We start from the raw sequence: 19,236 nt of genomic DNA, 5'->3' as shown, positions 1-19,236 counted from the left end.
GTACAGAGCCAAGATTGAAAGCCCTTTATCAGCGCCATGGAGTGTAGCGATGAGCCCAGCGGAACCGGTCACAGGATTGATTCTTTCCGGCGGTGGGGCTCGTGCGGCATATCAGGTGGGGGTATTGGCGGCAATTGCCGAGTTGCTGCCGGCGGGGACGAGCAATCCGTTTCCGGTGATTGTCGGGACCTCGGCCGGGGCGATCAACGCGGTCAGCCTGGCCAGCGGCGCGCTGGATTTCACCGCGGCCATCGAACGTCTTACGGCGTTCTGGCAGGGCTTTCGCAGCCATCAGGTGATCCGCAGCGACTGGCCCGGGGTGATCCGCCAGGCCACCCGGTTCGTCGGTCACAGCCTGCTCGGCCTGGGCGCGCAGGTGCCGGTGGCGCTGCTCAACAGTTCACCGCTGCGGCAGTTGTTGAACGATAAGCTGCAGCTGTCCGGCATTCGTCAGGCGATCGCGCAAAAGCACCTGCAAGCGGTGGCGGTCACGGCCTTCGGTTACGAATCGGGCCAGGCGGTGACCTTCTACCAGGGCGGCGGCACCATCGATGCCTGGCTGCGCCATCGGCGTATCGGCCTGCCCACCGAACTCACGGTTGAACACTTGCTGGCCAGTTCGGCGATTCCGTTGCTGTTCGCGCCGGTGAAAATCGACCAGGAGTTTTTCGGCGACGGCGCGGTGCGGCAATCGGCGCCCATCAGTCCGGCGTTGCACCTGGGGGCCAGCCGGGTGCTGGTGGTCGGGGTCAGCGGCAACCCTCGCGGCATCGATCCGCAGGCGCCCCAGCAACGCAGCTACACCGGGCAGCAGCCGACGCTGGCGCAGATCGGTGGCCACATGCTCAACAGTACCTTCATTGACAGCCTGGAGAGCGACATCGAACTCTTGCAGCGACTCAACCAGTTCAGTCATCTGCTGCCGTCGGGCACGCCCGTCCGCGCCCTGGGCGTGGCGCCGGTGGAGGTGCTGGTGATTGCGCCCAGCCAGCCGATCGACGAGATCGCTGCCCGGCACCGGCATGAGCTGCCGGCGGCACTGCGCCTGTTTCTGCGCGGGCCGGGGGCAACCAAGACCAGCGGTGCCGGAGTCCTGAGTTACCTGTTGTTCGAGTCGGGGTATTGCAGCGAACTGATCGAACTGGGACGCAGCGATGCCCTGGCCAAGCGCGACGAGCTGCGGCGCTTCCTGGGATTGGCGGCAGAAGTCGAGACGGCCTGAAAAAGCATCGCGAGCAAGCTCGCTCCTACAGGGAGTTCATTATCTCTGTAGGAGCGAGCTTGCTCGCGATAGCGTTTCTAAGGGCAATGCTCAGGCCGTCAGTTTGTCATCGCGAAAATCCCGCAACGCCTGCTCGATCTCTTCCCGGGTGTTCATCACGAACGGGCCGTACTGCACGATCGGCTCGCCCAGGGGCTTGCCGGCGATCAACAGCACACGGGCGCCATTGGCACTGCTCAACTGGATCTCGCCCTGGTCGGACAGGCGCACCAGCTTGCTGCTGGCGACCGGTTGCGGATGCCCGGCCAGCTCAACCTGGCCTTCATAGACATACAGCAGGGCCCGATGTCCTTCAGGCAGACGCGGGCTGATGCTGGCGCCAGCAGGCAGGCGCAGGTCGAAGTAGTGGGGCTCGGTGTCTGGTCGCTCCACGGCGCCGGTCTGTTGCACCTGGCCGTCATCGAAGCGGCCGGCGATCACCACCACTTCCACGCCATTGGCGGTGGTCAGGCGCGGGATGTCCTGGGGTTGAATGTCCCGGTAACCGGCCTTGTCCAGCTTGTGCTTGCCCGGCAGGTTCAGCCATAGCTGGAAGCCGCGCATCACGCCTTCTTCCTGCTCCGGCATCTCGCTGTGGATGATGCCCTTGGCAGCGGTCATCCACTGCACGCCACCGCCTTCCAGCAGGCCGACGTTGCCCAGGTGATCCTCATGGCGCATGCGGCCTTCGAGCATGTAGGTGACGGTTTCGAAACCGCGATGGGGATGGGGCGGGAAGCCGGCGATGTAATCGTCGGGGTTTTCCGAGCCGAACTCGTCGAGCATCAGGAACGGGTCGAAACGCTCGACACCCTGGCCACCGAAGACCCGGGTCAGTCTGACGCCGGCGCCGTCCGAAGCGGGCTGGCCGGTATGGACGCTGAGTACTTTGCGAAATTGAGTCATCGATGCAACTCCTGATCAGATTGGAATGAGCGACATGCTATGCCAGCTCAACTGATCGATGGTTGCGAATATCGGCGCGTTACTATCGATTTGTTCGATGTAATCCGTTCCCGCGACCCGCACGGGAACGGTGCTCACAGCATCAGAAGTGGTACTTGAGCAGCAGGCTGGCGGTGTTCTGGTCGGTGTCGAAGTACGGGGTGTCCTTGACCCCGTACTTGTTCTTCCAATAGTCGTATTCGATACCGACATACAGCTGTTTGTCGCCCAGTTTCAGCGCCTTGCCCAGGTCGTACTTGATCTGCGGGTTGATGTGCAGGTTGGCGTGGTACTCGCCTTTGGAATTCTTGTCGTTGTCCACTACCCAGTCGATGAAGCCGTCGATCAGGATGTCCGAACGGCCCACCGGAATGGTGTAGGACCATACCGGGGTGATCTGCCAGACATTGTCGCCGGCACGGCTGCCTTCGGTCTGGCGGTTGTAGAAGTTCAACTGGAAGTAATCGAACCCGGGGATCGCCAGGTCAAAACCCGGACCGATCAGGTAGGACTCGTTATCGCCTTCGCCGAACTCGTAAGTCATGGCCAGTAATACATCCTTGATCGGACCGAACTCCAACTTCTGATCAAAGATCTTGCCGAATGAAAGACGCGGGCTGAACTCGCCGTAATAAGTATTCGGACCGACGTTGCCGTCCTTTTTACCGTTGTAGAAGATCTTGTCGATAAACAGGAAGTTGTCGCCGTACTTCCAGGCATCGGCATGTTCGAACGTAACGGTCTGTTGGATTTCTGGATTGATCGCGAAGTCTTTGCCGTAGAGGTAAGTCAGGCTGTTGTTCTGCCATTGCAGCAGATCGCCGGCGGTGGCCTGGGCCCCTGCCAGCAAGGATCCGGCAAGCATCAGGCCTTTACAGATGCGGTTCATTCGGTTGCTCCCAAAAAGTAAGTGGTTCCACGTTTTTTTCTTTAAAGCCGGTGCTCTGGTGTGGCACCTTCCAGTGGCTGAAAAATCATCCGATCGGTCAGCTTTGTTGCTGATAGCAAGAGCTGAGCCAAGGCGAAAAAAAACGCAAAAACTCCCGCGCGGCTGTACGAATACAGTCGATCGAGAGTGAATTCGGTTCTAAATCGGTACGCCTTGGTACTTTCCAGAGGCCTGGATAAGTTGGCTTTCTGGTCAGTTTTTAAATCCGGGCTTTTTTTTTCACCGGATTCAGGCGGCCGCGGAGAATACTGACTCCCACGGCCTTGCTCAAGTGCTCTGCAATAGCGCACTTGAAACAACTTTGGAGCACGTTTGCCGGCCATCCTAGAAATGCACCTTCACCAGCAGGCTGGCGGTGTTCTGGTTGGTGTCCAGGTTCGGACTGTTCTGGATGCCGTACTTGTCTTTCCAGTAGCTGTATTCGAGGCCGACATACAGCTGCTTCTCGCCCAGGCGCAGGGCCTTGCCCAGGTCGTATTTGATCTGTGGGTTGATATGCAGGTTGGCGTGGTAGGTGCCGCGGTCGTTCCGGTCGTTGTCCACCACCCAGTCCAGGTAGCCGTCGATCAACAGGTTCGAGCGACCCAGCGGGATGCTGTAGGACCAGGAGGGGGTGATTTGCCAGACACCGTCGCCGGGGCGCGGGCCTTCGGTCTGGCGGCGGTAGAAGTTCAGGGTGAAATAGTTGAAGCCCGGAACGGCGAGGTCGAAACCGGGGCCGATCAGGTAGGCCTCGCTGTCGCCTTCGCCATATTCGTAGGTCATGGCCAGCAACACATCCTTGACCGGGCCGAAGGCCAATGAGCGGTCGAGGATCTTGCCGAACGACAGCCTGGGGCTGAACTCGCCGTAAAAGGCGTGGCGGCCTTTGTTACGGTCTTCCTGGCCGTTGTAGAAAATCTTGTCGACGAACAGGAAGGTGTCGCCGTACTTCCAGCGGTCGGCGTGTTCGAAGGTCACCGTCTGCTGGATCGACGGGTTGATCGCGAAGTTCTTGCCGTACAGGTACGTCAGGCTGTTGGTCTGCCACAGCAGCAGGTCGCCAGCCATGGCCTGGGTTGTCGCCAGCAGTGTGCCGCCGAGCAGCAGGCGTGCGTGTGCATGTCTCATCGTGTTGCTCCCTGTTTGTTTTTATTGTCAAGGCGCAGGCAGCCGCCGACTGCGACCGGGCGCGGTGCCGGGTCTGCCTGTCGTGCGTGTATTTCGGGTATCGACGGTCAAGCAGGGGCGACCGCCAGGCCGCCCCGTTCAGGCTTCAATGCTGGTGGGCGTGTCGGGGATTGCTGGCGGCCCGTTCGGTACCGCCCAGGATGTTGAACAGCAGGTTCAGGGCCAGGGCACTGAGAGTGGCCATGGCGATTCCGCTGTGGGTGATCGGGCTCATCCACAGCGGCAGGTGGGCGAAGAATTCCGGGCGGACCACCGGAATCAGGCCCATGCCGATGCTCACCGCCACCAGCAGTTGATTGCGGCGGTCGGCGATGTCGGCTTCCTGGAGGATCTTGATCCCGGTCGCCGCCACCATGCCGAACATGGCGATGGCTGCGCCACCCAGTACCGCCGGTGGAATCGAGGCCACCAGGAAAGCCGCCTTGGGTAGCAGGCTCAGGACTATCAGCAGGCCGCCGGCGACTAGGGTCACCGAGCGGCAACGCACGCCGGTCATCTGTACCAGGCCGATGTTCTGGGCGAACGAAGAGTGGGTGAAGGTGTTGAGGAAACCGGCGAAAAACGAGGCGCCGGCATCACACAGCAGGCCGCGACGTAGCATGCGCGGGGTGACTTCCTGGCCAGTGATCTTTCCCAGGGCGAGGAACATCCCGGTGGACTCGACGAAGATGATCACTACCACCAGGCACATCGAAAGGATCGGCGCCAGATGGAACTGCGGCATGCCGAAATGCAGCGGAGTGACCACCTGCACCCAGGGCGCCTGGGCCATGCCGCTGAGGTCGACCATGCCGATCAGGCCGCAGAGCACGTAGCCCAGGCCCATGCCGATCAGCACGGAAATATTCACCCAGAAACCGCGCATGAAACGGTGCACCAGCAGGATGGTGCCCAGTACCAGCGCGGCGATGGTCAGGTAGATCGGGGAACCGAATTCGGTATTGTGGCTGCCGCCGCCCGCCCAGTTCACCGCGACCGGGAACAGCGACAGGCCGATGGAGGTGATGACGGTGCCGGTGACCAGGGGCGGGAAGAAACGCACCACCTTGGACATGAAGGGCGCGATCAGCATGCCGAAGAAACCGGCGGCGATGGTCGCGCCAAAGATCCCCTGCAAACCGATGCCCGGCATGCCGGCCATGGCCACCATGCTGCCCACGGCGGCAAAGCTGGCGCCCATCATCACTGGCATGCGGATGCCCATGGGGCCGATGCCGAGGGATTGCACGATGGTGGCGATGCCGGCGACCAGCAGGTCGGCATTGATCAGGAAAGCGATTTCTTCACGACTCAGACCCGCGGCCTGTCCGATGATCAACGGCACCGCGATGGCGCCTCCGTACATCAGCAGGACATGCTGCAAACCGACCAGGATCAGTTGCAAAAGGGGCAGTCGCGCAATGGCGGGTGCGTCGGGGATGCGCGGTTCGGTTAACGCGGACATGCAACACCTCGGATCTTTTTATTCTTGTGATTAGAAAGCTGTGTGGTTGCGAACAGCTTTTTTGCAGCAGGCCAACCGCGTGGCGGTTGATCGCGGGCAAGCTCGCGCCTACAGGTATTGCATGAGCTGCAGGAGCGAGCGGGCTGGCACCGCAGTACTAGTTGGTGCGCGCCCCCTGGTTGATCCAGGCGCCGATCAGGTCACGTTCCTGCTGGGTCATCTGGGTGATGTTGCCCAGCGGCATGATCTGGCTGGCGACTGCCTGGGCCTGGATCCGTGGGGCCTGGAGCTTGATCTGCTCCGGGGTATCGAACATCACGCCGGCCGGCGCGGCACTGAACAGCGGGCTGGTGGGCTTGGCCGAGTGGCAGACGGTGCAACGTTCCTGGATCACGTTGTGCACCTTGTCGAAGCTCGGGCCCGGGGTTGCCGTGGACGCTTGCGTCGGAGCAACTTCGGGAGCTGCCGGAGCTGCCGGAGCCGCTGCGGCCTCAGGCTTGGCGCCGCCGCCGATGGCGGTTTCCGGCAGTGGCTGGTACTCGATCTTCGCCGGCGCCTTGGCCACTTCCGGACCCTTGGCCATTTGCGCGGGGCCGGTGACGTAGGCCAGGCAGATCATGCCCAGGGCCGCGACCGGCAGGGTCCAGGCGAACTTGTGGCTGTCGTGGCGGGTGTTGAAGTAGTGACGCACCAGCACCGCCAGCACCGCGATCCCGGCCAGGATCAACCAGTTGTACTGGCTGCCATAGGTGCTCGGGAAGTGGTTGCTGATCATGATGAACAGCACGGGCAGGGTGAAGTAGTTGTTGTGGCGCGAACGCAGCAGGCCCTTGGCCGGCAGGGTCGGGTCCGGCGTGCGGTTTTCCGCGATGGCGGCCACCAGCGCGCGCTGGGCCGGCATGATGATGCGGAACACGTTGCCGACCATGATGGTGCCGATGATGGCGCCGACATGCAGATAGGCGCCGCGACCGCTGAACACCTTGCTGAAGCCATAGGCCGCGGCGATCAACAGCACGAACAGGATGAAGCCGAGCAGGGCGGGTTTCTTGCCCAGGGGCGAGTCGCAGAGGAAGTCGTAGACGAACCAGCCGGCGATCAGCGAACCGATGCCGATGGCCACGCCTTCAGGGCCGGTCAGGCCGCTGCCGGGCGCTACCAGGTAGAGCATCGGGTTGTAGTAGAACACCAGGCAGAGCAGGGCGATCCCCGACATCCAGGTGAAGTAGGCTTCCCACTTGAACCAGTGCAGGTTCTCCGGCATGGACGGTGGGGCCAGCTTGTATTTTTCCAGGTGATAGATGCCGCCACCGTGGATTGCCCAGAGGTCGCCCGACAGGCCGTCCTTGGGGTTGACGCGATTGAGGTTGTTTTCCAGCCAGACGAAGTAGAACGACGCGCCGATCCAGGCCACGCCAGTGATCATGTGAACCCAACGCACGCTCAGGTTGAGCCATTCCAACAGATGTGCTTCCACAGTCTTTACCTCTCGCCTGTCACCCTTGTTTTCGGGTGATCAGACCTTCTCTTATTGGTGGGGGGCGAGGATCAAACACTCATCCTCTTCAAAGAAATGCTCATCGCAGTTATTGCCTGTGCCACTGCGATCAACCACCAGGAAGTCATCCCGCTTTTCGATCGTCAGCACCGGGTGGTGCCAGACGCCGCGATGGTAATTAATGCCCTGCCTGCCATTGCTGACGAAGGCGCGGACCAAGCCCGATACAGGTGCATCGCCAAGTGGCGCGACCACGATCAGAAAGGGGTTGCCGAGCAGCGGAATGAAAGCCTGGCTGCCCAGCGGATGGCGCTCCAGCATGCGTACGGTCAAGGGCATGTCCAGCGCGTCGGCGCGGAAGATGCTGATGATCGCCTTGTCGTCCGGCGTGGCGGTTTCCACGGTAGCCAGACGATGGAAGCGCATGGTCGAACCGTTGTTGATCATGAAGTGATCGCTGCCGTCGGTTTCGATCACGTCACCGAAGGGGGCGAAGGCTTCTTTGGTCAGCGGTTCGATCATCAATGTGCGCATGCTGTTCTTCTTAATCTGTGAGTTCGGTTTTTCGGCAAGTCATGTTTTTTGCAGGAGCGAAGCTTGCTCGCGATGGCGTCAAACCAGACAGCAGATGTCGACCTGACAACCGCTATCGCGAGCAAGCTTCGCGCCTACAGGCTCGGCATTACTTCGCGACCTTGCCGAGGATCCGCAGGCGGCTGACGCCACCGTCCGGGAACACGTTCAGGCGGATATGGGTGATCGGGCCCAGGGCCTTGATCTGCTCGGCGAAGGTGTGTTCGGCGTGCATTTCCAGCTTCTGGCTCGGCAGCAGTTCGCGCCAGAACAGCGACTGGGTTTCGATCTGGCTGTCGGTGCCACCCTTGACGAAGGCGCCCTGGATCGAGCAGCTGTCCGGGTAGTTGCCCTTGAAGTGCAGGGTGTCGACGATGATCTTCTCGATCTCGCCCGGATGGCCCAGGGCGACGATCACCCAGTCATTGCCCGGCGTGCGGCGGCGGGCGGTTTCCCAGCCATCGCCCATGTTGATGCCGCGGCCCGGGTTGAGGATGTTGCTCATGCGGCCGAAGTGTTCATCGGAGCAGGCCAGGGCGCGGCCACCGTTGAGGGCGGCTGCCAGGTCGACCTGTTCGTTGTCGCCGACCGCCGACCAGTCGCGGTACGGGATGCCGTGCACGCGCAGACGGGCCACGCCGCCATCCGGGTAGATGTTGAAGCGCAGGTGGCTGAACGCCTGGTCGTTGCTGATCTCGTGGTAGTGATGGCTGTTGCCTTGCAGCTCGACGGCCGGCAGCACTTCCACCCACTGGGTGTTTTCGTTCGGCTCGCCTTCGGTCAGGAAGCAGGCTTCCAGGGAGGCCGATGGCGGGAAGTTGCCGGTGAAGAATGAGGTGTCGATGTCCACACCCTTGATCTGGCCAGGCACGCCCAGGCGGATCACAGCGCTGTCGTAGCCTTCGAAGCGCTTGCGGCGCGACTCCCAGCCGTCCATCCACTTGCCGTTGTCATCGAATACGCCCTCCTTCCATACGGCCGGGGTCGGCTGGAACAGACGGTTGGCGTCCGCGAACCAGTCATCGGTCACCGAGATGATCTTGGTGCCCAGGCGGGCGTCGGCCAGGTTGACGAACTTCTCGAAAGGTACGGCGTAAGCTTTCATTCTTCTTGTCTGCCTTTAATTGAGTGGCTTGGGATGCTTGCAGGGCCCTGGGTACGTTTCGTACTCGGGCCAGGCTTGCTAGAGAGTCAGTAATCGGAACAGGGCGATCTTGTTGATCTCCGCCAGCGCGCACCGGAATTCGGTGTCCACCGAGTTGTGGATGCGGGCTTCGAACGCCGCGAGGATCTGATGCCGGTTGCTGCCTTTTACCGCCATGATGAAGGGAAACTTGAACTTGGCCTTGTAGGCATCGTTCAGCTCGGTGAAGCGCTGGAACTCTTCGGCCGTGCATTGGTGAATACCGGCGCCAGCCTGTTCATGGGTGCTGGCTTCGGTCAGCTGCCCCTGGACGGCGGCTTTGCCGGCCAGGTCCGGGTGAGCGTTGATCAGGGCCAACTGGCTCTGGTGATCAGCGCTCAACAGGATGTCGCTCATGCGCTGGTGCAGGGTGTCGATCCGGTCGATCGATGCGTCCTGGCCCAGGTCGAAGGCCTTTTCGGCGACCCATGGCGAATGTTCGTAGATATCGGCGAAGGCTTTGACGAAGGCGTCGCGGCTCAGGGTCGAGGGTTTCAGGGTTTGGAAGGTGCTCATTTCGCAGCTCCCGGGAACGGGTGGGTTTGTTGCCAGTGGCGGGCGATATCCACGCGGCGGGTGAACCAGACCTGATCGTGACCCTTGGCGTACTCGATAAAGCGTTTCAGGGCGGCCAGGCGCGCCGGACGGCCGATCAGGCGGCAGTGCAGGCCGATGGACAGCATCTTCGGCGCCTCGGCGCCTTCGGCGTACAGCACGTCGAAGGCATCCTTGAGGTACTGGTAGAAATCGTCGCCCTGGTTGAAGCCCTGGACCTGGGTGAAGCGCATGTCGTTGGTGTCCAGGGTGTAGGGGATCACCAGGTGCGCCTTGCCGGTCGGGTTGTTGGGTTCCCAGTAGGGCAGGTCGTCGTCGTAGGTGTCGCAGTCGTAGAGGAAACCGCCTTCTTCCATCACCAGGCGCCGGGTGTTCGGGCCGGTGCGGCCGGTGTACCAGCCCAGCGGGCGTTCACCGGTGATTTCAGTGAGGATGCGGATCGCCTCGAGCATGTGCTCGCGTTCCTGGGCCTCGTCCATGTACTGGTAGTCGATCCAGCGGTAGCCGTGGCTGCAGATCTCGTGGCCGGCTTCGACCATGGCGCGGATCACGTCCGGATGGCGCTGGGCGGCCATGGCGACGGCGAAGATGGTCAGCGGAATGTCGAATTCCTTGAACAGCTTGAGGATCCGCCAGACGCCGGCGCGGCTGCCATACTCGTACAGCGATTCCATGCTCATGTTGCGCTCGCCCTGCAGGGGCTGGGCGGCGACCATTTCCGAAAGGAAGGCTTCTGATTCCTTGTCGCCGTGCAGGATATTGCGCTCGCCGCCTTCTTCGTAATTGAGCACGAACGACAGGGCGATGCGGGCATTGCCCGGCCAGTGAGGGTGAGGAGGGTTGGAGCCGTAACCGATCAGGTCGCGTGGGTAGTCAGCGCTCACTGCAGTCTTCCTTCTTATCGTGATAACGGTGGCGTGGCGGGGCCTGAGGGGGAAAGGCAGGCTGGCGTCACAGCGATGGAACGATTGTATACAACTTTTAAATCAGTTTGTAAGCCCGATTTTTTGCATTTTTCATCGATTGTGTTCATCCCTGGGTACTGCAAGAAACCTGCCTGGTTGGTCAGCTAATGGATGAAAAGTCTCCTGCTCTCATGGTCTAGCCGCTGATCAAGGGAATACGGGGACTTGCTCGAAGTACCCGGAAATGGGTGATTTTTATTGTGTACAATTTTTTTTAAAAGTGTCTTAATAAATTCCTTGCCGCATCCTTTCGTGCTCCGAAACGGTGCGGTCTCCTTATCAACTGACTTCAGGAGGCGCGAGGTCTGGACGTGTGAGCGCGCACAGACACGCAGAATCAATGGGACGTTTGACTACACACGTGTTGGATGCCGCGCATGGCTGCCCAGGCAGCGCCATCAAGGTCGAGTTGTACCGGGTCGAAGGTGCGCAACTGGAACTGGTCGCCAGTGCCCTGACCAACAGCGATGGCCGTTGCGATGCGCCGTTGCTGCAAGGCGATGACTACCGCACCGGGGTTTACCAGCTGCAATTCCATGCCGGCGATTACTACCGTGCTCGCGGCGTACAACTGCCTGAGCCTGCGTTTCTCGATGTGGTGGTGCTGCGCTTCGGCATCTCGGCCGAGCAGGAGCATTACCACGTACCGCTGCTGATCTCGCCCTACAGTTATTCGACCTACAGAGGAAGCTAGGACTTTCCCCCCACGAAGCCTGCGCAAATAGCTTCTTTGGTCTTTCGCCCGCTCACACTGCGGGCTTTTTTTCGTCTGCGAAAATGTGCTGTGGGTGAGGACGCCATCGCGGGCAAGCCACGCTCCTACAGGATTGGCTTCTGTAGGAGCGAGCGGGCGGCGATCCGACTTGCCCGCGATGCTCTCAGCGGCTCAACAGCGATGCAGCGCCCGCGCCGCTGAACAGCCCGGCGCTGACCCGGTTGAACCAGCTCTGGCCCTTGCCGCTGCGCAGGTAGCGCGCCGCGCCATGGGCGCCCAGGCCGTAAGCCAGCTTGCACAGCAGGTCGAGCAGGGTCCAGGTGACGATCATGATCAGCAGTTGTGGCAGGAAGGGTTGTTCGGCGCTGAGAAACTGCGGCAGAAATGCGGCGAAGAACAGAATGTCTTTCGGGTTGCTCGCGCCCAGCACAAAAGCGCGCCCAAACAGTGCGCGAAAGCGCGGTTTCGGTGCGGCCTGGGGCACTTCGGCGCCGAGGGAGGGCTGCCGCGATTGCTGCCAGCTTTGCCAGGCGAGATAGAACAGGTACAGCGCACCGACGATTTTCAGGGCGCTGAACAGCTGCTCCGAAGCCAGCAGCAGGGCGCCCAGGCCCAGGGCCGAGGCACTCAGCAGGCAGATCGAGGCAAACACGCCGCCGAGAAACGCCGGGTAGGACCGGCGCAAACCGTAATTCAGACTGTTGCTGATCATCAGCAGGGACAGCGGGCCCGGAATCAGGATCACCACCAGTGCCGCGCCGCTGAACAGCAGCCAGGTTTCCACGCTCATTGCCTTTCTCCTTATGTGCAAAAGCCTCACCCGACGGGGTGAGGCCGTTTGAAACCGATGTGCCTACAAGAAAATGAACTTGGCGATAAAGATCGCGCACAGCACCCACAGGCTGATGGAGATTTCCTTGTACTTGCCCGTCCCGGCCTTCAAGGCCACGTAGGTGATGAAACCCAGGGCGATACCGTCGGCGACCGAGAAGGTCAGCGGCATCATGATTGCGGTGACGATCGCCGGAATGCTGTCGGTGGCCTCTTCCCAATCGATGTGGGCCATGCCGCCCATCATCAGCATCGCCACATAAATCAGCGCACCGGCGGTGGCATAAGCGGGGATCATGCCAGCCAGCGGTGCGAAAAACATGGCTGCGATAAATAGCACACCTACGGTCACTGCGGTAAGACCAGTCCGACCACCCGCGGCGACACCCGCGGCACTTTCCACGTAGCTGGTCACGGGCGGAACGCCAACCACCGCACCGAATACGCTGGAGGCGCTGTCCGCCTTCAGGGCGCGGGAGAGGTTCTCGATCTTGCCGTCGGGGTTGACCAGGCCGGCGCGCTGGGCCACGCCCATCAGGGTGCCGGCGGTATCGAACATGTGCACGAAGAGGAAGGCCAGCACCACGCTGATCATGCTGACGTTGAACACCCCGGCGACGTCCATGGCCATCCAGGTCGGTGCCAGGCTCGGCGGGGCCGACATGATGCCCTCGTAGTGCACCAGGCCCAGGCCCCAGCCGGCCAGGGTCACGGTGATTATGCTGATGAGGATCGCGCCGAACACCCGGTGGTAACTGAGCACGGCAATCATCAGGAAGCAGATCGCCGCCAGCAGCGGGCCGGGTTCGCGCAGGGAGCCGAGCTTGATCAGGGTGGCCGGGCTATCGACCACGATGCCCGCGGTCTTCAAGCCGATCAGCCCGAGGAACAGGCCCACGCCGGCGCCCATGGCGAAGCGCAGGCTGGCCGGAATGCTGTTGAGCAGCCATTCGCGGATCCGCGAGAAGGTCAGGAACATGAACAGCACGCCGGACACGAACACCGCACCGAGGGCGGTTTCCCAGTTGTAGCCCATGGTTCCGACCACGGTGTAGGTGAAAAAGGCGTTCAGCCCCATGCCGGGCGCCAGGCCTACCGGCCAGTTGGCGTACAGCCCCATCAACAGGCAACCCAGGGCGGCGGCGATGCAGGTGGCGACGAAGGCCGCGCCGTGGTCGATGCCGGCGTCGGCCATGATGTTGGGGTTGACGAAAATGATGTAGGCCATGGTGATGAAGGTTGTCAGACCGGCGATCAGCTCGGTCTTCACCGTGGTGCCATGCAACCTGAGTTTGAAGATGCGCTCCAGCCAGCCACTGTTCAGCGGCGGCGAGAGTTCCAGCGTAGGGGCTTCGGATTTGCGGCTTTCCACAGCGAGTACTCCTCAAGAGTTTTATTATTTTTTCCAGAGCCGGACACGTGAGGGTGGGCAGCGGCTCTTTGAGGCATGTAAGGCTTGCGGGCTTTTATTGACCTATGGGTCAGGAACTCGCACGTGGCGAATTATGCTTTTGTATACAAAGAAAGCAAATAATGTTTTTTAGGTTGTGTGCGAAAAGTTCGCCAGAAATGCTATATGCCTGTAGCCGCTGGCGCAGCGCTCGTAATGGGGCTGACACGGGTCTTGCAGAAGCATCGGCTATGCAGATTGACGACCGCTGTGCGCTCGCAGGCTGTGGTGTCAGCGGTTTTCGCCCAGGGCCTTGTTCACCGCCAGCCAGCCATCCACCGCTGCTTCGCCGGCCTCGGCGAATACCCGTTGCAGCAGTTTCACCTGCTCGCGCCGCAGCGATTGCTCAAAGCGCGCGCCGTCCTCGGTCAGCTCCAGCAGGCGTTTACGCTTGTCGCTCTCTGGGGCAACGCTGTTGACCAGGTGCATCTCCATCAATTGGCGCAGCGGAATGTTCAGCGCCTGCTTGCTCACGCCCAGTGCCGTGAGCAGTTCTTTCACACTCAGCCCCGGGTAGCGGGCGATGAAAAACACGATGCGCTGATGCACGCGACTCAGGCCGCGGCGCTCGAGCATTTCGTCGGCCTTGGCGGTGAACGCCTGGTAACCAAAGAAGAAAGCTTCCATGGCGGCTTGTTGCGTGGTCTGGTTTTTAAGGTCAAGCATATTGACGTATCTGCGAAAGTCGGCGTAATTTCGGTCAAGCAGTTTGACGTATTTTCCTCCGCCTTCGCTACGGGTGACCCTCATGGCCTTCTCCGAACGTGTTTCGCGTCTTAAAAGCTCATTGATCCGTGAAATCCTTGCCGCCGCGCAGCGTCCGGAAGTGATGTCGTTCGCCGGAGGCCTGCCCGCCGAAGCGATGCTGCCGAAGACCGATTGGCAGGCGATGCCGGTGTCCATGGGCCAATACGGCATGAGCGAGGGCGAGCCACAGTTGCGCGAGGCCCTGGCGGCGCAGGCCCGGGCGCTGGGCGTGCCGTGCGAGGCGAGCCAGGTGCTGGTGGTCAGCGGTTCCCAGCAGACCCTCGATCTGGCGGCCAAGCTGTACATCGACAAGGGCACCGAGATCATGCTGGAAGCGCCGACCTACCTGGCAGCGTTGCAGATCTTCCAGCTGTTCGGCGCCGATTGCCTGACCGTGCCGCTTCAGGCCGATGGGCCGGACCTGGCGCAATTGCGCGCCCGCCTGGAGCAGCATCGTCCCGCGTTCATCTACCTGATCCCGACCTTCCAGAATCCTTCGGCGGTGCGCTACAGCGAGACCAAGCGCGATGCCGTGGCGGCGTTGCTCGATGAGTTCGAGGTGACCCTGATCGAGGACGAACCTTACCGCGAGCTGACTTTCGATGGCGGCAGCGCCACGCCCATCGTCGGGCGCCTGCGCAAGGCCAGCTGGATCTACACCGGCACCGTGTCGAAGACGCTGCTGCCAGGGCTGCGGGTCGGTTACCTGATCGCCAGCCCGGACCTGTTTCCCCATCTGCTGCGGTTGAAGCAGTCGGCGGACCTGCACACCAATCGAGTCGGCCAATGGCAGGCGCTGCAATGGATAGGTACCGAGCAGTATCAGCAGCATCTGGGCGAGTTGCGTGATTTCTACCGGGTCCGCCGCGACGCTTTTCAAGCAGCCCTGCAACGTCATTTCGGCGATCTGGCCGACTGGCAGGTGCCCCAGGGCGGGCTGTTTTTCTGGTTGACCTTGAAACAGCCGCTGGACACCCGCACTTTGCTGAAGGCGGCGCTGGAGCAGGATGTGGCATTCATGCCGGGCGAACCCTTCTTCTCCGAGCCGGACCGCAATCCAGGTCACCTGCGGTTGAATTTCAGTCATATCGATCCGGCGCGTCTGGACGAAGGTCTCAAGCGGCTGGCCACCGTGGTACGTCAAGCACAGGCTGCACAGGCAGCCTAAGAGGAGAGGGCCATGTACAAGGTTTATGGGGATTACCGGTCCGGCAACTGCTACAAGGTCAAGCTGATGCTCAATCTGCTGGGCCAGCCTTATGAGTGGCACGCCGTGGATATCTTGAACGGGGATACGCAGACCGAGGCGTTTCTGGCGAAGAACCCCAACGGCAAGATCCCGGTACTGGAGCTGGAAGACGGCACTTGCCTGTGGGAGTCGAACGCGATTCTCAACTTCCTCGCCGATGGCAGCGAATTCCTGCCGAGCGAGCCGCGTTTACGCACGCAAGTGCTGCAATGGCAGTTTTTCGAGCAATACAGCCATGAGCCGTACATTGCCGTGGCACGTTTCATCCAGCTTTATCTGGGCCTGCCGCAAGAGCGCCTTCACGAATACGAGAAGCTGCAAAAGCGCGGCTACAAGGCCCTGGACGTGATGGAGCACCAGTTGGCGCGCACGCCGTATCTGGTAGGCGAGCAGTATTCGATTGCCGATATCGCGCTCTATGCCTATACCCATGTCGCCCATGAAGGCGGCTTCGATCTGGCGCGCTACCCGGGCATCCAGGCCTGGATGCAGCGGGTGGAAAGCCATCCACGGCATGTCGGGATGCTCGACTGAGCTTCTGCGGGAAACAAAAAACCGACCCTTGGGTCGGTTTTTTATGGTCTGGTTCTTGTGGGGGCTGTTCTGGCGCTATCGCGGGCAAGCCTCGCTCCTACAGAAACTCGGTCGTAAACCTGTAGGAGCGAGGCTTGCCCGTGCTGACGTCCTTCAGAACGCCACCAACCATTCAAGCTGTTGCAAAGCGCTTGTCCAGATAATCGATGATCACCTTGGACTCGTACATCCAGGTGGTCTGGCCGTTTTCTTCGATGCGCAGGCACGGCACCTTGATCTTGCCGCCTTGCTCCAGCAGGGTCTGGCGGTCCTGCTCGTTGTTTTTCGCGTCACGCAGGGTCACTGGAACGTTCAGGCGGTGCAGGGTGCGACGGGTTTTCACGCAGAAGGGGCAGGCGTGGAACTGGTACAGGGTCAGGCCCTTGGCGGCCTGTTCGACCTGGGCTTGGGCCGCGGCGGGGCGCTGCTGCTTGCGTGGGCGGGTGATGAAGTCGATGAAGATGATGAGCTGGCCCAGGCCGACTCGAAGCGCTTTGACGATCACGATATTGCCTCTTGCCCATGAAAGAAGGGGCGGCAGCTTACCTGATTTTTGCCAGGCGAAAAAAAACCGGCGATGAACGCCGGTTCTTTCGGGCAGCCGATTACTTGATCAGGCTGAGAAACTCGCTGCGGGTCGCCGCGTTTTCGCGGAATTCGCCCAGCATCACCGAGGTGATCATCGACGAGTTCTGCTTCTCCACACCGCGCATCATCATGCACATGTGCTTGGCCTCGATCACCACCGCGACGCCCAGGGCGCCGGTCACTTGCTGGACCGCATCGGCGATCTGGCGGCTGAGGTTTTCCTGGATCTGCAGGCGGCGCGCGTACATGTCGACGATGCGCGCGACTTTCGACAGGCCCAGCACCTTGCCGCTTGGAATGTAGGCGACGTGAGCCTTGCCGATGAAAGGCAGCAGATGGTGCTCGCACAGCGAGTAGAGCTCGATGTCCTTGACCAGCACCATTTCGCTGTTATCGGAGCTGAACAAGGCACCGTTGGTGACTTCTTCCAGCGTTTGTTCATAACCGCGGCAGAGGTACTGCATGGCTTTGGCGGCACGTTTTGGCGTGTCGAGCAGGCCCTCGCGGGAGACGTCTTCGCCCAATTGGCCGAGGATCGCCGTGTAATTCTGTTCCAGGGACATGAAACTACCTGTGGGATTTTACGCAAAGGGCAAGGGTACGGTGGCGGACTCGACGCTGCAAGCGCGACGAAGCGGCTTTACTCGTCGCGACCTTCCATCATGGTGCGTTTGAGCATCACATAAACGGCCCCAGCGCCGCCGTGCCTGGCCTGGCACGAGGTGAAGCCGAGCACCTGGGGATGCTGGCGCAGCCAGGTGTTGACGTGGCTCTTGATCATCGGCCGCTTGCCGTCCAGGCGCACGGCCTTGCCGTGGGTGACGCGCACGCAGCGGATTTCGAACTTGGTGGCTTCGGCGAGGAACGCCCAGAGGGTTTCCCGGGCCTTTTCCACGTTCATGCCGTGCAGGTCGAGGCTGCCCTCGAAAGGGATCTGGCCGACCTTGAGCTTGCGCATCTGGCTTTCCTGAACCCCGTCGCGGGCCCACATCAACTCGTCTTCCGGGCCGACGTCGATCACGAACTGATCGGACAGCCCATCGACGGTCGTGGTCTCGGTGCGCACGCTGGCAGCCTGGCGCAGCTTGGCGATCTGCGCCCGGTCAGCCTTGGGTTTGCCGGTTTCGGCGCGATCGTGCTTGATCGGCTTGACGCCTTGGATCGCGCTTTTGAACAGGGAAAAATCGTCGTCTTGCATGTCAGCCTCCGCGAAGACCGAGCAGTTTACCCAACTCGACGGGAGAGGGGCGGGACAAAACGTGTTGCCATCGATTCAGTCATGTTTCTTCATCAGGTGTGGAGCCATGTTCAAGGTCTGCGGCTGGCGCATGCGGCGCCGGCAGCGACGCCACAGCCAGACGCCGACATACAGCAGTAACAGACCGACCGCTAGAATCACCGCGGAACCTGCCGGACTTGCATTCAATTCGCCCAGCGCCGGAGGGCGCCCCAACAGGCTGGCGGCCCCGGCCATCGCCAGCAGCACACCGAAGGTCGCCAGCAACGCGGAGAATCCCGCGCCCAGGCGCAAACGCCAGTTCCGCGGGCCTTTGGGCCGCAGACGACGTGCGTCAAAACCATCGGATATCTTCATTCCGACCTTCCTCAATGGGTATCGGCCCTTCGACCGAAAGATGACCGGGTGGTTCCTGAGGCTAAGGCAATTACGGCAAATGAGAGGCTTTTACGGATGAGCGGCCCGTGGACCGCTCATTGCAGGTCGATCAGATCAGATCTTTGGTCAGGGCGAGGGTGGCGAAGTTGTCCGCCATGATGGCCATTTCGGTCTGCTGGACGTGCTCGGCGCTGAGGATGCCGCCCTTGTAGGGCAGGTCGCGGGTGGCGCAGGCGTCTTCCACCAGGGTGCAGCGAAAGCCCAGGTTCTTCGCCGCGCGCACGGTGGTGCTGACACTGGAGTGGCTCATGAAACCGCAGACGATCAGGTCCAGGGAGCCCAGGTCCTGCAGGCGCTTTTCCAGCTCGGTGCCATGGAAGGCGCTCGGCAGCAGCTTGCCGATGATGGTCTCGTCGCCCTGGGGTTCGAGGTCGGGGATGAATTCGCCGCGCTCACCCTGGGGGTCGAACAGACCGCCGACGGTGCCGAGGTGGCGCACGTGCACAACCGGGCGGCCGGCGGAGCGGGCGGCAGCGACCAGTTGCTTGATGTTGGCGACCGCGGCGTCCATGCCGGACAGGGCCAGCGGACCGCTGAGGTACTCTTTCTGGGCGTCGATGATCACAAGGGTCGCGTGGCTCAAATTAGCCGCTGCATAACCACGACCGCTGAGTTGAAACATCGTCTTTGGAACGGACATTCTGGGGCTCCTGTGAGTGGGGCTTTTGCGACATTGTCCTCTGGCGGAGCGCTTCTGTGAATCGCTACTAACGTAAGGTGCGTGGTTGCTGGCCTACAGCCGTGTCAAGGGCTATGGAGAATCGGGTCGAATGCGGGGAAAACCGCCTGGACGCCCCGCAGACTCAGATTTTTCATGCGTCGTCCTCAGACGTTTTGGCTGTTAGAATCGCCAGTCGTTTTTTCA

At 61.2% G+C, this 19,236-nt stretch carries 22 protein-coding genes; 4 read left to right on the top strand and 18 right to left on the bottom strand.

The genetic code is table 11. The annotated features are described in order from the left end of the window. Window positions 1-49: 49 nt before the first annotated feature. Complete coding sequence (locus PVZ78_RS26855; protein WP_025805599.1) at window positions 50-1,222, top strand: patatin-like phospholipase family protein; 1,173 nt, start codon at window positions 50-52, stop codon at window positions 1,220-1,222. 90 nt (window positions 1,223-1,312) lie between these two features. Here PVZ78_RS26855 and PVZ78_RS26850 read toward each other — a convergent pair whose 3' ends face one another. From PVZ78_RS26850 to puuE, 10 genes are all read right to left on the bottom strand, one after another. Next, window positions 1,313-2,167 (bottom strand): pirin family protein, encoded by an 855-nt coding sequence (locus PVZ78_RS26850; protein ID WP_016704393.1) that lies wholly within the window; start codon window positions 2,165-2,167, stop codon window positions 1,313-1,315. Window positions 2,168-2,309: 142 nt separating this feature from the next. Continuing rightward, window positions 2,310-3,095, bottom strand: a complete 786-nt coding sequence (locus tag PVZ78_RS26845; RefSeq protein ID WP_009050218.1) for an outer membrane protein OmpK — start codon at window positions 3,093-3,095, stop codon at window positions 2,310-2,312. Window positions 3,096-3,136: 41 nt separating this feature from the next. Then, window positions 3,137-3,478, bottom strand: coding sequence for a hypothetical protein (locus PVZ78_RS26840; RefSeq protein WP_138984941.1), 342 nt, complete (start codon window positions 3,476-3,478; stop codon window positions 3,137-3,139). Between the two features lies 1 nt (window position 3,479). Continuing rightward, the gene (locus tag PVZ78_RS26835) at window positions 3,480-4,265 is read right to left on the bottom strand and encodes an outer membrane protein OmpK (protein ID WP_016704392.1); all 786 of its coding nucleotides are present in this window, start codon (window positions 4,263-4,265) and stop codon (window positions 3,480-3,482) included. A gap of 145 nt (window positions 4,266-4,410) precedes the next feature. Beyond that, the gene (locus PVZ78_RS26830; protein WP_009050216.1) at window positions 4,411-5,769 is read right to left on the bottom strand and encodes a nucleobase:cation symporter-2 family protein; all 1,359 of its coding nucleotides are present in this window, start codon (window positions 5,767-5,769) and stop codon (window positions 4,411-4,413) included. A 157-nt stretch (window positions 5,770-5,926) separates the two neighbouring features. Continuing rightward, on the bottom strand, window positions 5,927-7,246 hold the full coding sequence (locus tag PVZ78_RS26825) for a urate hydroxylase PuuD (protein WP_273829572.1): 1,320 nt from the start codon (window positions 7,244-7,246) through the stop codon (window positions 5,927-5,929). A gap of 51 nt (window positions 7,247-7,297) precedes the next feature. Beyond that, window positions 7,298-7,801: an ureidoglycolate lyase gene (locus PVZ78_RS26820; protein ID WP_009050214.1), complete on the bottom strand. Its 504-nt coding sequence runs from the start codon at window positions 7,799-7,801 to the stop codon at window positions 7,298-7,300. A 148-nt stretch (window positions 7,802-7,949) separates the two neighbouring features. Further along, a complete protein-coding gene (alc, locus tag PVZ78_RS26815) occupies window positions 7,950-8,945 on the bottom strand; it encodes an allantoicase (protein WP_009050213.1) in 996 nt (331 codons plus the stop codon). A 78-nt stretch (window positions 8,946-9,023) separates the two neighbouring features. Beyond that, complete coding sequence (gene uraD / locus PVZ78_RS26810) at window positions 9,024-9,539, bottom strand: 2-oxo-4-hydroxy-4-carboxy-5-ureidoimidazoline decarboxylase (protein ID WP_009050212.1); 516 nt, start codon at window positions 9,537-9,539, stop codon at window positions 9,024-9,026. Continuing rightward, window positions 9,536-10,462 (bottom strand): allantoinase PuuE, encoded by a 927-nt coding sequence (puuE, locus tag PVZ78_RS26805; protein ID WP_009050211.1) that lies wholly within the window; start codon window positions 10,460-10,462, stop codon window positions 9,536-9,538. Before puuE ends, uraD begins: the two co-directional genes overlap by 4 nt. A 421-nt stretch (window positions 10,463-10,883) precedes the next feature. On the opposite strand from puuE, the gene uraH reads away from it, so the two are divergent. Beyond that, the gene (gene uraH, locus PVZ78_RS26800; protein ID WP_009050210.1) at window positions 10,884-11,237 is read left to right on the top strand and encodes a hydroxyisourate hydrolase; all 354 of its coding nucleotides are present in this window, start codon (window positions 10,884-10,886) and stop codon (window positions 11,235-11,237) included. A 184-nt stretch (window positions 11,238-11,421) separates the two neighbouring features. Here uraH and PVZ78_RS26795 read toward each other — a convergent pair whose 3' ends face one another. The 3 genes from PVZ78_RS26795 to PVZ78_RS26785 form a co-directional block, all read right to left on the bottom strand. Further along, a complete protein-coding gene (locus PVZ78_RS26795; protein WP_009050209.1) occupies window positions 11,422-12,048 on the bottom strand; it encodes a LysE family translocator in 627 nt (208 codons plus the stop codon). A 63-nt stretch (window positions 12,049-12,111) separates the two neighbouring features. Beyond that, window positions 12,112-13,461, bottom strand: a complete 1,350-nt coding sequence (locus PVZ78_RS26790; protein ID WP_009050208.1) for an NCS2 family permease — start codon at window positions 13,459-13,461, stop codon at window positions 12,112-12,114. A gap of 309 nt (window positions 13,462-13,770) precedes the next feature. Beyond that, entirely contained in the window at window positions 13,771-14,205 is a 435-nt protein-coding gene (locus tag PVZ78_RS26785; RefSeq protein WP_009050207.1) for a MarR family transcriptional regulator, read from the bottom strand. Between the two features lie 82 nt (window positions 14,206-14,287). On the opposite strand from PVZ78_RS26785, the gene PVZ78_RS26780 reads away from it, so the two are divergent. Beyond that, window positions 14,288-15,454, top strand: a complete 1,167-nt coding sequence (locus tag PVZ78_RS26780) for an aminotransferase-like domain-containing protein (protein WP_273829571.1) — start codon at window positions 14,288-14,290, stop codon at window positions 15,452-15,454. Between the two features lie 12 nt (window positions 15,455-15,466). Next, window positions 15,467-16,069: a glutathione S-transferase family protein gene (locus PVZ78_RS26775; RefSeq protein WP_053269691.1), complete on the top strand. Its 603-nt coding sequence runs from the start codon at window positions 15,467-15,469 to the stop codon at window positions 16,067-16,069. Window positions 16,070-16,241: 172 nt separating this feature from the next. Here PVZ78_RS26775 and PVZ78_RS26770 read toward each other — a convergent pair whose 3' ends face one another. From PVZ78_RS26770 to PVZ78_RS26750, 5 genes are all read right to left on the bottom strand, one after another. Beyond that, window positions 16,242-16,613 carry a glutathione S-transferase N-terminal domain-containing protein gene (locus PVZ78_RS26770; protein ID WP_101283139.1) on the bottom strand — a complete coding sequence of 124 codons (372 nt, stop codon included), beginning with the start codon at window positions 16,611-16,613 and terminating at the stop codon, window positions 16,242-16,244. A gap of 100 nt (window positions 16,614-16,713) precedes the next feature. After that, window positions 16,714-17,259 carry a GTP cyclohydrolase I FolE gene (gene folE / locus PVZ78_RS26765; protein ID WP_003204506.1) on the bottom strand — a complete coding sequence of 182 codons (546 nt, stop codon included), beginning with the start codon at window positions 17,257-17,259 and terminating at the stop codon, window positions 16,714-16,716. A 77-nt stretch (window positions 17,260-17,336) separates the two neighbouring features. Further along, the gene (locus tag PVZ78_RS26760) at window positions 17,337-17,894 is read right to left on the bottom strand and encodes a Smr/MutS family protein (RefSeq protein ID WP_009050203.1); all 558 of its coding nucleotides are present in this window, start codon (window positions 17,892-17,894) and stop codon (window positions 17,337-17,339) included. Window positions 17,895-17,969: 75 nt separating this feature from the next. Further along, window positions 17,970-18,290: a hypothetical protein gene (locus PVZ78_RS26755; protein ID WP_007932271.1), complete on the bottom strand. Its 321-nt coding sequence runs from the start codon at window positions 18,288-18,290 to the stop codon at window positions 17,970-17,972. 130 nt (window positions 18,291-18,420) lie between these two features. Beyond that, on the bottom strand, window positions 18,421-19,011 hold the full coding sequence (locus tag PVZ78_RS26750) for a cysteine hydrolase family protein (protein WP_273829570.1): 591 nt from the start codon (window positions 19,009-19,011) through the stop codon (window positions 18,421-18,423). Between the last annotated feature and the right edge of the window lie 225 nt (window positions 19,012-19,236).

It is taken from the genome of Pseudomonas sp. SBT1-2, assembly GCF_028640875.1.
GTDB lineage: Bacteria > Pseudomonadota > Gammaproteobacteria > Pseudomonadales > Pseudomonadaceae > Aquipseudomonas > Aquipseudomonas chlororaphis_I.
The sequence above is the reverse complement of the archived record's forward strand: the minus strand, read 5'-3'. Positions and strand labels throughout refer to the sequence as shown.